Origin of the sequence: Paucihalobacter ruber, assembly GCF_006494535.1 — a bacterium.
In the GTDB taxonomy this organism is placed as follows: domain Bacteria; phylum Bacteroidota; class Bacteroidia; order Flavobacteriales; family Flavobacteriaceae; genus Paucihalobacter; species Paucihalobacter ruber.
In genome coordinates, this window is record NZ_VHIQ01000003.1 from 477,421 (window position 1) to 492,931 (window position 15,511).

Here is a 15,511-nt window from a genome sequence, read left to right on the forward strand (position 1 = left end):
CAATTGGAAAGGCCTTGAGTATTTTTGTAATTTTAATAAATGAATTCACCCCTAGCCGAAAGATTAAGACCACAACAACTATCTGATTTTATAAGTCAGGAACATTTGGTTGGCGAAAATGGTATTATCACCAAACAGATTAAAAGCGGTGTATTGCCTTCCATGATTTTCTGGGGTCCGCCTGGCGTAGGCAAAACCACCCTGGCAAATATCATTGCCAACTCAACCGATAGACCATTTTTTAAATTAAGTGCCATCAATTCAGGTGTTAAAGACATTAGAGATGTTATAGAACAAGCCAAACAAAAAGGCGCTTTATTTACTGTTAAAAACCCCATTCTTTTTATTGATGAAATTCATAGATTTAGCAAATCTCAACAGGATTCACTATTAGAAGCGGTTGAAAAAGGTTGGGTAACCTTAATTGGTGCTACCACTGAAAATCCGAGTTTTGAAGTGATTCCTGCGTTATTGTCACGCTGTCAAGTTTATACCTTAAACGCTTTTAGTAAAACTGATTTGGAAAATTTACTTAAAAGAGCGCTTTTAGAAGATGCATGGCTTCAGAATAAAAATATCCAAATCAAAGAAACCGATGCCTTGTTGCGCTATTCGGGTGGCGATGCGCGCAAGTTGTTAAATATGTTCGAGTTGTTGATAGGTTCTGTCGAGAACAACCACATTATTGAAATTACCAATCAACTGGTCACCAAACAAATGTCTACAAATGCTGCGCGTTATGACAAAACAGGAGAACAACATTACGATATCATTTCGGCTTTTATCAAATCTATACGTGGCAGCGACCCAAACGCGGCAGTTTACTATTTGGCCAGAATGATTGAAGGCGGCGAAGATGTTAAGTTTATCGCTAGAAGACTGCTCATATTAGCCAGTGAGGATGTTGGTAATGCCAACCCTACCGCATTAGTACTAGCCAACAGCACCTTTCAGGCAGTATCTGTTATCGGCCATCCCGAATCAAGAATTTTATTGAGTCAGTGTGCTACTTATCTGGCTTGTTCTCCAAAAAGTAACGCGTCATACGAAGCCATCAACAAAGCCCAACAAATTGTTAAACAAACCGGTGATTTAAGTGTGCCTTTGCATCTTCGAAATGCACCAACCAAACTCATGAAAGAATTAGATTACGGCAAAGATTACAAATACGCTCACAGCCACGAAGGCAATTTTGCCGATCAGGAATTTTTACCTGACGAGTTGAGTAATACAAAAATATATCAACCCGGAAATAACCAAAGAGAGCAAGCCCAACAGGCTTATTTAAAATCTAAATGGAAGGATAAGTACGGTTATTAATCGTAGAATTTAATATTTAATAATGTTTTTACAGTTCTACCTTCAACAATTTCAGAATAATACCAAAAACCTTCTTCCTTAAACACAATAGCATCTTTGCCTTTAACCGAGAAGGTATTTTTTTGAGCAGTACGAATAAGTTCCATAATTAATTTAGGCTCAGAATCAACTAATTTATATCCCGATTCTGTGGCTTGTGCATAGTAAATATTTTCGTTTAAAAGTGGTTTCGCTTCAGCACCGGTTTGTATTATTTTCTTAGATTCTTGGGTACTATTGGTTTTTGATGTTTCAGTATATTCAACCGATTTTACATTATACGAAACTGTTTCACCCTCTTTGTTTTTTTCGTTTTTAGCCACTTCAGGTGTTACTTGAGGCTTGGATTGAGATTGTGTTATATTCTCATTTTTTTGATTATTTGTCTTAGGCTTATATTGATATTCAAATTCTTCAAAACTTTCGAATGCATTTCTTAGTGCCTCTGTATACGCCTTACCAAAATCTTTTTGTTTTGAAGAACCCACTTTAGAAGTGTAAATGATCTTTCCATAACAATCATTTAGATTGATTTGAATTTCGGTTTTAAACAAGCCACTCTTTAGTTTTTCGGCATCGGCAGATAAAGCTAAACATCTGTTATTAAACAAATCCTGCGGTAAAGAATCTGAAATGATATAAGCTGCATATCCTTCTCTGTTAAACAAAAATTTAGTCAATGAGTTTAATTGATATGTATCCTTGCCTTGAACAAAATCATAAGATTCTGGAATGATAATGTACTTATAATTGTTAAGCTCCTGTTGTGCTTTTACCTGAAAAACAAACAAAAAAATTGTTAATAGTAAGATATATTTCTTCATAATAATGACTTTCAACTAGGTTATTCAAAGGTAATTTTTTAATTGTAATAAGGTGTCTACTTTTTTTATTGAGGTATCTACCTCTACTTTATGATGGTTAAATAAAATCACATCTAAACCAACGTTTAAAGCACCCAAAATATCGGCTTCTAAATTATCTCCTATCATCATACTTTGTTCAGGCGAAGTTTGTGCCAGCTCCAAGGCATGATTAAAAATAATTGGATTTGGTTTTTTTACACCAACCATTTCAGAGTTGGTAATGGTTTTAAAAAAATGATCAATTTTAGAATTTTTGATTTTTCGGTATTGAGCTTCTTCAAAACCATTGGTAATAATATGTAGTTTATAATTGGTGTTTAAATAAATTAAAATTTCTAAAGCGCCATCAAATAAGTGATTAAAAGTGGTTAAATACTTGATGTAATCTTCTGATAAGATATGAATTAATTCATCTTCAACCTTAAAGTTGAGCAGATCAAAACTATCTTTTAATCTGCCGTATCGCAACGACGGTTTATCAATACGTTCTTCTCTGTAAAGCTTCCAATAATTGAGATTGATGGGTTCGTAAATTTTTATAAAATCATTAAATGGAACCTCAACACGATGTTCAGTAAAAATTCTCTTAAAAGTCAAAGCTGAATTTTTATCAAAATCCCACAAGGTATGGTCTAAGTCAAAAAATACATCGGTAATTTTTCTTTGGGTCATAAATTAAAGCATGTTTTCGTCTGCAAAGCTAAAGTAATTGGTTTCAGTAATGATTAAATGATCTAAAACTTTCATGTCTAAATGCTCAGAAGCGCGTTTTAATTTTAGGGTGAGATCTTTATCTGCCTGGCTAGGATTTAATGTTCCTGAAGGATGATTGTGCACCAAGATTAAACTAACGGCACCTACTTCAAGCGCAGTTTTGAGCACCAATCGCACATCGACCAATGTTCCGGTGATACCACCTTTACTGAGTTGATTTTTCTGTAAAACTTTATTTGAATTGTTAAGGTACAGAATCCAAAATTCTTCGTGAGGCAATTCGCCCAAAATAGGTTGCATTAATTGAAACACATCACGGCTTGACGTTATTTTAGTTAATTGTTTAGCATCTTCTAGTTTTCGGCGTCTTCCCAACTCTAAGGCAGCAGCAATGGTAATGGCCTTGGCTTCACCAATGCCTTTAAATTCCATAAGCTGTTTTAAAGATAATTTGCCAAGAGCATTCAAATTATGGTCAACACTCGCTAAAATTCGTTTGGCCAAATCAACGGCACTTTCGTCTTTATTTCCAGAGCCAATTATAATAGCTATCAACTCTGCATCGCTTAAAACCAATTTGCCCTTATCGCGCAATTTCTCACGAGGCTGGTCATCTTGAGACCAGTTTTTAATTGAAAATGACCTATTTGATTTTAACATGAGATAAATATAGATATTGTATATTTATAAATCAAAAATCTGGTAAAGATTTAGTTTGAAAATACTTGTAATTGCAAATCCGTCTTAAAATATGAAACCAATTAAAAAAGAACAAATTAGTCAGGACGTTTTCGACCTCTACGACGATTACGCGCACAACCGAATTGACCGACGGAAATTTCTTGAAAAATTATCTATTTATGCCGTAGGTGGTATCACTTTGGGCTCTTTATTGAGTTTCGTTTCTCCAAATTATATAGGTACAGCTTTAATCAAAGAGGACGATCAGCGAATTATTTCAAATTACGTCACGTATAATTCACCTAAGGGCGGCGGTGATATCAAAGCGCTTTACAGCAAGCCTGCCAACGCTAACGCCAAACTTCCCGGTGTGATTGTTGTTCATGAAAATAGAGGATTGAATCCTTATATAGAAGATGTTGGAAGACAATTAGCAATTGATGGCTTTTTGTCTTTAGCACCCGATGCCTTAACACCACTCGGTGGTTATCCGGGCAATGATGACGAAGGTCGAGCTTTGCAGCGCCAGCGCGACAGAATGGAAATGTTAGAAGACTTTATAGCGGCGGCCTACTTTTTAAAAACGCATCCCGATTGCAATGGTAATATTGGGGTGGTTGGATTTTGCTTTGGCGGCTGGGTCTCTAATATGATGGCTGTAAAAATGCCCGAATTATTGGCTGCTGTTCCTTATTACGGCGGTCAGCCAACAGCCGAAGAAGCTGCTCAGGTAAAAACTCCGTTATTGCTTCACTTTGCCGAATTAGACACGCGTGTTAACGCCGGGTGGCCAGACTATGAAGCCATTTTGAAGTCTAACAAAGTTGAATATGAAGTGCATTTCTACCCAAACGTTAACCACGGTTTTCACAATACCTCAACACCAAGATACGACCAGGAAGCGGCTGAATTGTCATGGCAAAGAACCATCACTTTTTTCAAAAACAAACTGGGTTAGGCTATCAAGGTTTTTACCTCATCAAAATTTAAACCACCATAATTACCACTGCTCATCAGCAGCAAGACTTTATTTTCAAAATTTTGTGAAAACAAATAGGCTTTAAATGCTGCCGGATTGGTATAGATGATTAAATCTTCCCTTTGAAAAGCGTCTGCTATTTGTTGTTCTGTAATGGGTTGTAATTTTTTGATTTCTACAGCGTGCGGCGAGTAAAAAACTACGGCTGTATCGGCTGCATCAAGGGTGTTTTTATATTCCTTTAAAAATTCAGGTGTTAAGCTGCTGTACGTGTGTAACTCCAGACAAGCTATTAAATTTTTGTCAGTGTATTGTTCTTTTACGGCCTGCGTGGTAGCTTTTACCTTGCTGGGTGAATGTGCAAAATCTTTAAAAGCCACACCTGTTTTTGATTCGGCAATTTTTTCAAGACGTTTGCTGGCACCTTTAAAGGTGGCAATGGCTTCGTAAAAATCGTCTTCGTCAATGCCCATGTGCTGACAAATCCATTTGGCACCTGCCAGGTTATTGAGGTTGTGTTTACCAAAAATTTCAATAGGTAACTCACCTTCTGTAGTTTCCAAGAAGGTTTGTCCGTTTACAACCGAATAATTAGGCGTGTAATAAGGCAACTTTCGAATGGTGTTTTGTGAAGATTGCACCACTTTTACTACCTCAAAATCTTCTGCATTGTAAGTGATACTGCCGCCTTCAACAATACTATCAACAAATATTTTAAACTGTCCTACATAATTTTCGTAGGTTGGAAACACGTTGATATGATCCCAGGCAATTCCGCTTAATAAAGCAATATTGGGCTTATATAAATGAAATTTTGGTCTGCGGTCAATTGGTGAACTCAGATACTCATCGCCTTCTAAAACAACAAAATCGTTGTCTAGGGTGAGTTTCACCATTACATCAAATCCTTCTAATTGCGCGCCAACCATATAATCAACATCGCGTTCGTGATACTGCATTACATGTAAAATCATCGAGGTGATGCTGGTTTTTCCGTGGCTGCCACCTATAACTACACGGGTTTTGTGCTTAGACTGTTCGTAAAGAAATTCGGGATAGCTGTAAACTTTTAAACCTAATTCCTGTGCCTTTAAAAGCTCGGGATTATCGGCTTTGGCGTGCATTCCTAAAACGATGGCATCTAAGTTTGAGGTGATTTTTTCAGGAAACCACCCAAAGGTTTCCGGTAGTAATCCCTTTGCATCCAATCTGGATTTAGATGGTTCAAAAATTTCGTCGTCGCTGCCTGTAATGGTATCGCCTTTTAGGTGAAGTGCCAATGCTAAATTATGCATAGCACTACCGCCAATGGCTATAAAATGTATGTTCATGGTTGCAATAAATGAGGTGTAAAGATAAGTATTGTGAATAAAAAAACCTGCCCAGATTAAAGGCAGGTTTTAAAATTTATCTCCTATTTTTTTAGTTCACCAAAGTAAGCTCATCAACTATATGCTTGGCGCCGGCATATTTATCGATGATAAACAGTACGTATCTAATATCTACGCTAATGGTGCGTTGTAATTGTTCGTCAAAAATCACATCGCCGGCCATGGCTTCAATATTACCATCAAATGCCAACCCAATTAATTCGCCTTTGGCATTTAATACCGGTGACCCGGAATTTCCGCCGGTAATATCATGATCTGTCAAGAAATTAACAGGTAAGTGACCCATTTTATCTGCATAGGGGCCAAAATCTTTATTGTTATACAAGTCTATGAGTCGCTGCGGCATATCGAACTCTTCATCGCCCGGCACATACTTAGCAACCGTTCCTTTTAAGGTGGTAAAATAATTAACGGCAGCGTCGTTTGGTTTTGCGCCTAAAGGAAGCGGTCTCACTGTTCCGTAAGTTAATCTTAGTGTACTGTTAGCATCGGGATAATAAGTAACATCAGGGTTCATTTCTCTCATGCCTTTTATCATATTTCTGAAGCCTTTTTGATATTGCTCTCCAAGTACTTTTAATTCATCAGACTCATAACGATACGCAGTAAAAAGTTCATTAGAGAGCTGAATTAACGGGTCGCTGATGTAGGCGTCTCTGTCAGGATTCTTCGCAAACTGAGACAACTTTTCCTTCGAACTTAAAATACTGGCATCGAACAATTGACCCAATTGCATTTTAATATCTGAACCACTATCCTTCATTTTAACCAAAGACTCGATGGGATTTGAGGCTTTATTTGCGTATAAGCTAAGGGTTTCGATAAACACATCGCGTTCTAAAGGCATATATAACTTGGCGTACAGATTGTCTATTTGCGGTTGGATTTTTTCATCAAAAGCCACTTCATCCATGGCATCACTTTCCATTACTTCAGACATCATTCTACTTAATCTATTGGGAAGTGTAATCATATTGCTTCCTCTTAAAACACTCACCAAGTAATTATCGTCTTTACTTTTAACGTTGGTTTGCTCGTAGTAGTTATTAATGGCGTCCATTACGTTTCCGTAGTTTTTGATACGTTCAGCCTGACCTGTTTTCCCACCCAGCTTTTTATCCTTTGAGTTAATCCATTTCACAAATTCTTCCTCTTTAGCTCTTTTAGCCTCGGCGGTTTTGTGCTGTGTAAGGGCGTCAATCATACCTTGTCTGTTTTTCCAATAATTAGCAATACTGGCGTATTTGGAAGCGTAATCCAAATTAACTTGCTGATTTTGTTCCATGTGTTTTTTCATGGCATCCATGGACGTTTTTGAACCTTCAACCCAAGCGGGATAGGCATATTTCACGTTTTGATCTATTCCGGCCGATGGCATCCATCTATTGGTTCTACCGGGATATCCTAATATCATTGAAAAATCGTTCTCTTCGTAACCTTTCATGCTTACCGGTAAGTGGTATTTAACCTGTACCGGCACATTGTCTTGTGAATAGGCGGCAGGATTTCCTTCAGCATCACCATACACTCTAAACAACGAAAAATCACCGGTGTGACGTGGCCATTCCCAGTTATCGGTATCACCACCAAATTTTCCGATACTGTTTGGTGGTGTTCCTACCAAACGCACATCTGTATAGTCTTGATAAACAAAATAGTAATATTCGTTACCACTATAAAATGGACGTACCGAAACCGTATACTTACCACCTTCGTCGTTTTCCTTTTGAATTTTTGCTATTTCTTGATTGATAATTTTCTCGCGTTCTAACTCGGTCATACCTTCATTCACCAAACTTAAAATTCGCTCGGTTACATCGTCCATTCTTACGAAAAATCGCACCGATAAATTAGCAGGCTTTAATTCTTCGCTGTAATCTTTGGCCCAAAAACCATTGGTGAGGTAATCGTTTTCTTCGGTAGACAGTTCGGCTATTTGTCCATATCCACAGTGATGATTGGTGAGTACGAGTCCGTTTTTAGAAATAATTTCGGCAGTACAACCACCGCCAAATTGCACAATGGCGTCTTTTAAACTATAATTGTTGATGTTGTAAATTTCTTCGGGCGTAAGTTGCAAGCCCATTTTTTGCATATCGACATAATTGAGTCTTTCAATATGCATTAAAAACCACATGCCTTCATTGGCGCTTAATGGCAAGACCATAAACACCATGAGCAAAATTTTAAACATTTTTTTCATGTTGTAATATTAAATTTGATTAAGTTAAAAAATCTTGAATTTTAAGTGCTTAAAATTACGAATTTTTCATGATTTGTATTCCTAATTGATACATGTAATTTTTCCCGAAAAAGATAATAGAAGACAAAAAAATACTTTAAAGCGAAAGAATAAGTTGCTGTTCTTCCTTAAAATATTTAATATCTGGTAACTGGGACATTGCCAATTGAATATAATTTAACGCCGTTATTTTGTCTTTTTTGTGTCTGTAAATTTGTGCGAGTCGGTAATTGGCCCAAGCCACAGGCACGCCGTCTTTGGCTGTGTAATTTTGAATGTAGGTTTTTAAGCAATGTTCACCTTTGTCTAACTGCAAATTATATTCGGCGCAAACTTTTCCTAATTGATAGTGCAACGCGTTACGTTGATGCTTATCAATACCGGTTTGTATGGTTTGTATGGCGTTTTCGGGTTTTTGTTGTTTTTCGTAAAAATTACTCAATTTTTCATAACAAGTCAACGATCCGCCAACCAGAACAGCTTTTCTATAATACAATTCCGCTTGATCGGGGTTATTATCGTATTCATAAATATAGCCTTTTGCCAAATAGCCGTCAACTTTTGAGATGTTTTCCAATTCATTGGCATAAGCCAAGGATTTCTTAAAACTACCACCAAAAATCCCGGGTAATTGCATGTACAATTCAACCAAGGCCCAACGCGTATCAATATGGTTTTTATCTAATTCTGCCGCCTTTAAAAATGCATTTTTGGCGTCAAACACATAACTTAAAGCCTTCACTTTACTAACCGATAAGGCTTTCATTGCCAAAGCACCACCATATTTGTATTGAAAATTAGCACTGTTAGGTTCTTTTAAAACCAGATTTTTATAGATGTCAATGGCTTCGTCCCATTTGGTGAGATAGCCAAAAGTATCGCCGTAAAGCTCCATAGCTTCGGAATGGTCGGGATTTTGACTTAAGAAGTTTTCAATGGTTTGTTGCGCTTTTATATAAGACTTATTTTCAATGTATTGATGCGTTTTCTGAATCGCCAATTGCGACCAGCAAAACAAAGGGAATAACATCAAAATAAATGTTTTAATCATAATTTAAATGTCGCATTCAACCTTGTAAACTTACACAATATTGATTAAATTGTTTAAAAATGTATATTGGTGCTGGACACAAAACATAGACACTCAAATGAAAGTGAATATTATTTATATCGATATTTCATTTTTGGAACAGCTTTTGAAACTACTTTCATATAAAAATTAGTCATCATGCCTTACTTAAGAATCGCGCTCATTATTATGATATTCACAGGAATTACAAACGCGCAAAACAACAATTACGACAAACTTTGGGAAGAAGTCACCAAACTTGAAAACGACGGACTCACCCAATCTGCCTCAAAAGTTGTTGACCGGATTTGGCAACAGGCCGAAAAAGAAAACAATGAGCAACAACTCATTAAGTGCCTGATTTATCAAAGTAAATACACCTTGATATTACAAGAAGATGCTGAACTCAACATTATACATAAGTTTAAAAACAAAATTAATAAGAGCAAAGTACCTACCAAAAATTTGCTGGAATATATGCTTGCCGACCTTTATTGGCAATATTTTAAGCAGAACAGATATAAATTTTATAACCGCAGTACCACTGACGGAAAACCTTCGGATGATTTTAGAACTTGGGATTTGAGTACGCTTTTTAACGAAATTCATTCGCATTTTCAAAAAGCGCTTCATCAACCTGAAACACTTCAAAAAACATCATTAAATGCTTACGAAAGCTTACTAATTAAAGTCCCTAATTCTGAACTTTACAGACCAACACTTTTTGATTTGCTGGCACATGGCGCTTTGGATTTTTACAAAACTCCTGAAAGCAGCATCAATCAACCGGCCGATAAATTTTTAATCGATCGTGAATCGTTCTTTGAAGACGCTAAAACCTTTTCAGAACTAAAAATTACAACTACCGATACTACGTCGCTTCAACACAACGCACTCAAAATTTATCAGCAACTTATAAAATTTCATCTCAACGACACAAACAAACTTGCTTTAGTTGATGCCGATATCCAAAGACTGCAATTTGTTTATCAAAATGCTGTAAAAGACAACAAAGACCAACTTCTTAAAGCTTCCTTAGAAAAAGCTATTGGTCAAAACACAGGAGAAATTTCGGGATTATATCAATTTGAATTGGCGGCACTGTATTATAAACAAGGTAACACCTACAATCCACAAACCAACAACGAACATAGATGGAAAATAAAAGAATCCTTGGAAATTTGTAATACCATCAGTGCTATTAATTCTAACAGTTTATCATCTAAAAAAGCCGAAGTTTTAAAACAACAAATTCTTCAAACTCAGCTAAGCATAAAGACAGAGCAATTTTTGCCGCTAGATAAAAATACTTTTAGCCTCGTAACATATAGAAATATTGAAACTCTCGACTTTTCGGCTATTAAAATTAGTCAAGAACAACTTGAAATCTTCAACAAAACCTATCGAAAAGATAATCAATATTCGTTTATTAAAGCTTTAAAACCCACTGAAACCTGGCAAGCCAAACTACCTAACGAAAACGATTACCAGCAACACAGCACAGAAATTGTTATTCCAAAATTAGAAAACGGTTTATATATTGTTTTTGCTGAACGTGCTAATGATCCAGAAACTTTTGCGTTTTCTACCATTCAGCTAACCGATTTGGCTTTAACTTCTAAATGGACTCAAACTGAAGAAATATTTCAAATCATTAACCGCAATAACGGCAAACCCATTGTTGGAGCAGCCATTGATATTAGCTACAAAGAACAATATAACTTACCGCTTAAATATCAAACTTATACCACCGATAAAAACGGAGAGTTTAAGTTGTTTAAAAGCGATAAACAATACCGAGATTTAAATTTTGTAGTGTCGTATCAAAAGCAGACAGCATACTTCGGAAATTCGTTTGTTGGCGAGCAGTCTAAACCGGGTAAAAAAGAGATTGACTACCAGTCCTTCATTTTTACAGACAGAAGTATTTACAGACCCGGACAAACCGTCCATTTTAAAGCTATTGTAATTAAAACCGAGAACGATAAAAGTGAAGTAGTGCCCAACCAGATAGTAGAAATAATTTTATACGACACCAACGACGACGAGCTCACTACACTCCAACTAAAAACCAACGAATTCGGCTCGGTTAGCGGTAGTTTTATATTACCTTCAAACACCTTAACAGGCGAGTTTTCTATTGAAATTGATGCTGATGACATTGATATATACCATGAAGTTTATTTTTCGGTTGAAGAATACAAACGACCTAAGTTTGAAGCAAACTTTCAACCCATTACCGAGACTTTTCGCGTTAACGACAGTATAAAAGTAACAGGCGAAGCCAAAGCCTATGCCGGCAGCAATATTACCAATGCCAAAGTGCAATATCGGGTGGTGAGAACTGTGCAATTTCCGCGTTGGTACGGGTTTAGACCTCCGTATTACGCCCAATCTCAGGAAATTACCTTCGGGGAAACCCAAACAGATGCCAATGGTAAATTTGATGTAATGTTTAAGGCCATTCCTGACGAATCAGTTGATAAAACACATCAGCCTGTATTTACCTACGAAGTCACTGCCGATATCACCGATATCAATGGAGAAACCCGAAGCACGCAAACCATTGTAAAAGTTGGTTATCACGCAATGACGGCTGCTATTTTGGTGAATTCAGAACTTGAAAAAGGCGATAAAAATCACGATATCGCCATTCAAACCAATAACCTTAACGGTCAATTTGTGCCTGCTAAAGGTAACATCAAAATCTATAAACTTCAAGAACCTGAAACCGTAACCAGACCCAGACCATGGTTGGCACCGGACTTACCTTCGTTAACCGAAGCTGAATTTAAAACACTATTTCCTCACGACATTTACAGCAATCCAAATTCCGCTGAAACACCCAAAACGGCATTAGTTTTTGAGCAAAGTTTTGATACCGGTAATTCCAAATCTATCAAACTTGGAAACATTAAAAAATGGCTTTCAGGCGATTATGTGATTGAACTTGAAAGCGAAGACAACTTCAATCAAACCGTCAAAACATCGGCATTTTTTAAAGTTTTTGGTAAAGATGATAAAACGGTTAGTGAGAAAAAACTTTTTGAAATCTATACCAACAACAACGTTTATCAGCCGGATGATTTTGTAATGCTCACCATAGGTTCAGCGGCTAATATCACGGTTACCATTGACATCGAAAAGAGAAAACAAACCATTAATAGCTATGTAATTGAACTCAATAACTCGAAGAAAACCATTGCCATTCCGGTAAATAAAGGTGATGAAGGCGGATTTTCAATTAATTACAGTTACGCTGCCTTCAACAGTTTTGACAACGGCAGTTTGGTTATAAATGTACCCTATCCTTCAACCGATTTAAATATTGAAACCCTTGTATTTAGAGACAAACTGCAACCGGGAACTAACGAAACCTGGCAATTTAAAATAAAGGGTCCAAAAGGGGAAAAAGTAAGTGCCGAACTGTTGGCAAGTATGTATGATGCATCTTTAGATCAGTTTAAATCGCATAACTGGACGTTTAATCCCATTTCAAAACCCACCTATTACGCCAAACAAACCCGCTGGTCGCAATTGAGTTTTGGCACCAAGAATTTAAGGGTTTACTTACCCAATTATAGTATGAGTTATCCCCAACAATCGTATGATGCGTTGAATTGGTTTGGGTTTTATTTTGGATTTAATAGTAAGAATAATTACAGACTTAAAAACATGGCACAAGCACCTGTCCAACTAAATGAAAGTACTGATGGTTTAGAAATGGCAATTGAAGAACTGGAAAATAATCCAAGATTAGATGAAGTAGTAGTGACAGGATATGGGAGTCCAATAACAAAATCGATTGATAGTATTCAAAATGAATTAGATTTCTCAACGGTCAAAATCAGAAAAAACCTCGAAGAAACCGCCTTCTTCTTCCCACACCTTCAAACCGATGCCGATGGGAATGTGAGTTTCAGTTTTACCTCACCCGAGGCTTTAACACAATGGAAGCTCCAATTGTTAGCGCACACCAAAAATTTAGAAAGTAGTGTAACAACCCTTCAGGCCGTGACCCAAAAAGAATTGATGGTGATACCCAATGCACCGAGATTTTTACGTCATGGCGACCAAATTACCATCAGCGCCAAAATTGCCAACCTGAGCACGCAACAATTAACAGGCGACGCGGTGTTACAATTGTTTGACGCTTTTACAGAAAAATCAATAGACTTAGACTTAGGAAATATAAATGCTGTTAAAAGTTTTACAGTTGATGCCAATGGCAACACCAATGTATCTTGGGACATTACAATTCCAGACACTGTTGATGCCGTCCATTATAAAATTATTGCCAAATCGGGCGATTTTAGTGATGGCGAGCAAAATGCCCTACCGGTATTGTCAAACCGAATGTTAGTGACCGAAACCTTGCCTATGTGGGTAAAAAGCAACGAAAGCAGAACCTTTGTGTTAGACAAATTAAAAAACAATACCTCAAACACCTTAAAACATCACAAACTTACGCTGGAAATTACCTCAAACCCGGCTTGGTATGCGGTGCAGGCACTGCCCTATTTAATGGAATATCCATACGATTGCAACGAACAGATTTTCTCAAGATTCTACGCCAATGCGCTTGCAAGTTTCATAGCAAATTCAAACCCAAGAATAAAAGAGGTGTTTAACCAATGGGCGTCACAAGATGCCTTGATCAGCAATCTAGAGAAAAATGAGGAACTCAAACAAATTATCATTCAAGAAACACCGTGGCTGAACGAAGCACAATCTGAAACAGAACAAAAAAAGCGCATAGCCTTACTCTTCGACTTGAATAAAATGACCAATGAACTCGAGGTGGCGCAACGCAAATTAGAAAACAATCAACTGGGCAATGGTGCCTGGTCTTGGTTTGAAGGTGGTAGAGAGAACAGATTCATTACCCAACATATCATTACTGGTTTTGGCCATTTAAAACATCTTAATGTGTCGGCTCAAGATAATGAGAACATGATTAGTCAGGCAGTATCTTATTTAGATAATGCCTTTGTTAAGGAATATCATGACCTTACAAAATTTAACGCCAATGTAGATCTTAGTAAAGACCACTTAAGCTACACGCAATTGCATTATTTATATATGAGAAGCTTTTTCCCTGACATCGAAAAAAGCAAAGAAGTAAAAGATATTACTAACTATTATTTAGGTCAAATAGAAAAGTATTGGTTAAAAAGATCATTGTATGCGAAGGGATTAATGGCGCTCATCACCCATAGAGCCGAAAAACCTGTAGTTGCCGATAAAATTTTAAAATCGCTCAAAGAAAATGCCATTATTAGCGATGAATTAGGCATGTATTGGAAAGAAAACACGGCATCTTGGTATTGGTATCAGGCACCGGTAGAAACTCAGGCCTTGATGGTGGAAGTTTTTTCAGAAATTGAAAACAACACCAAAACGATTGATAACCTTAAAATATGGTTACTTAAAAATAAGCAAACCAACAGCTGGAAAACTACCAAATCTACCGCCGATGCGGTTTATGCTTTATTGCTACAAGGCAGCGACTGGTTAAGTATTACCGATGCTGTTGAAGTAACCGTAGGAAACCAATCTATCAACCCTGCCACTATAGACGCAGTAAAAGTTGAAGCCGGTACCGGTTATTTTAAAACGTCTTGGAACACCAACGATATTAAGCCTGAGATGGCCGAAGTTTCATTGAAGAAAAAAGGCGAAGGTATTGCCTGGGGAAGTCTGTACTGGCAATATTTTGAGGATTTAGACAAAATCACATCTGCTGAGACAGGTTTAAAATTAACTAAAACCCTATTCTTAAAATCAAATACAGCCAAAGGTGAAGTGATTACCGAAATTAAAGATAACAGCGTGTTGAAAGTTGGTGATTTAATAAAAGTAAGGATAGAATTACGCAGTGATCGCGACCTAGAGTTTATTCATTTAAAAGATATGCGCGCAGCAGGATTAGAACCGGTTAATGTGATATCGAGTTATAAATGGCAAGACGGTTTGGGCTATTATGAAGCCACCAAAGATGCGGCTACCAATTTCTTTATAGACTTTTTGCCCAAAGGTATATACGTATTTGAATACGATTTAAGGGTTAATAATTCGGGTAATATGAGTAACGGCATTACTACCATTCAAAGTATGTATGCACCGGAGTTTAGCAGTCATAGTGAAGGCATTAGAATAAACGTAAAAGGCGACAATTAACTTGCCGCCTTTTACTAACTGTTGTAACTT

The 15,511-nt window shown here is 36.9% G+C and carries 9 protein-coding genes; 3 read left to right on the forward strand and 6 right to left on the reverse strand.

Features of this window, described 5'->3' with window-relative positions; all coding sequences use genetic code 11:
* Positions 1-39 precede the first annotated feature (39 nt).
* Positions 40-1,320, forward strand: coding sequence for a replication-associated recombination protein A (locus tag FJ651_RS08510; protein WP_140990082.1), 1,281 nt, complete (start codon positions 40-42; stop codon positions 1,318-1,320).
* On the opposite strand, the gene FJ651_RS08515 is transcribed toward FJ651_RS08510, so the two are convergent.
* From FJ651_RS08515 to radC, 3 genes are read right to left on the reverse strand one after another with little or no spacing between them, the layout of a single operon-like run.
* Positions 1,317-2,183 (reverse strand): hypothetical protein, encoded by an 867-nt coding sequence (locus tag FJ651_RS08515; protein WP_140990083.1) that lies wholly within the window; start codon positions 2,181-2,183, stop codon positions 1,317-1,319. The genes FJ651_RS08510 and FJ651_RS08515 overlap by 4 nt on opposite strands.
* Positions 2,184-2,207: 24 nt before the next feature.
* The gene (locus tag FJ651_RS08520; RefSeq protein WP_140990084.1) at positions 2,208-2,897 is read right to left on the reverse strand and encodes a YjjG family noncanonical pyrimidine nucleotidase; all 690 of its coding nucleotides are present in this window, start codon (positions 2,895-2,897) and stop codon (positions 2,208-2,210) included.
* A gap of 3 nt (positions 2,898-2,900) precedes the next feature.
* Positions 2,901-3,599, reverse strand: coding sequence for a RadC family protein (gene radC, locus FJ651_RS08525; RefSeq protein ID WP_140990085.1), 699 nt, complete (start codon positions 3,597-3,599; stop codon positions 2,901-2,903).
* A 91-nt stretch (positions 3,600-3,690) separates the two neighbouring features.
* On the opposite strand from radC, the gene FJ651_RS08530 reads away from it, so the two are divergent.
* The gene (locus tag FJ651_RS08530; RefSeq protein WP_140990086.1) at positions 3,691-4,578 is read left to right on the forward strand and encodes a dienelactone hydrolase family protein; all 888 of its coding nucleotides are present in this window, start codon (positions 3,691-3,693) and stop codon (positions 4,576-4,578) included.
* Here FJ651_RS08530 and FJ651_RS08535 read toward each other — a convergent pair.
* The 3 genes from FJ651_RS08535 to FJ651_RS08545 form a co-directional block, all read right to left on the reverse strand.
* Complete coding sequence (locus FJ651_RS08535; RefSeq protein ID WP_140990087.1) at positions 4,575-5,930, reverse strand: UDP-N-acetylmuramate--L-alanine ligase; 1,356 nt, start codon at positions 5,928-5,930, stop codon at positions 4,575-4,577. The two genes, FJ651_RS08530 and FJ651_RS08535, sit on opposite strands and share 4 nt — an antisense overlap.
* Positions 5,931-6,021: 91 nt before the next feature.
* Positions 6,022-8,193, reverse strand: coding sequence for a S46 family peptidase (locus FJ651_RS08540; protein ID WP_140990088.1), 2,172 nt, complete (start codon positions 8,191-8,193; stop codon positions 6,022-6,024).
* Positions 8,194-8,329: 136 nt separating this feature from the next.
* Positions 8,330-9,283 (reverse strand): tetratricopeptide repeat protein, encoded by a 954-nt coding sequence (locus FJ651_RS08545; protein WP_140990089.1) that lies wholly within the window; start codon positions 9,281-9,283, stop codon positions 8,330-8,332.
* Positions 9,284-9,460: 177 nt separating this feature from the next.
* Here FJ651_RS08545 and FJ651_RS08550 point away from each other — a divergent pair, with 177 nt between their 5' ends.
* The gene (locus FJ651_RS08550) at positions 9,461-15,481 is read left to right on the forward strand and encodes an alpha-2-macroglobulin family protein (protein ID WP_140990090.1); all 6,021 of its coding nucleotides are present in this window, start codon (positions 9,461-9,463) and stop codon (positions 15,479-15,481) included.
* Positions 15,482-15,511: the final 30 nt, after the last annotated feature.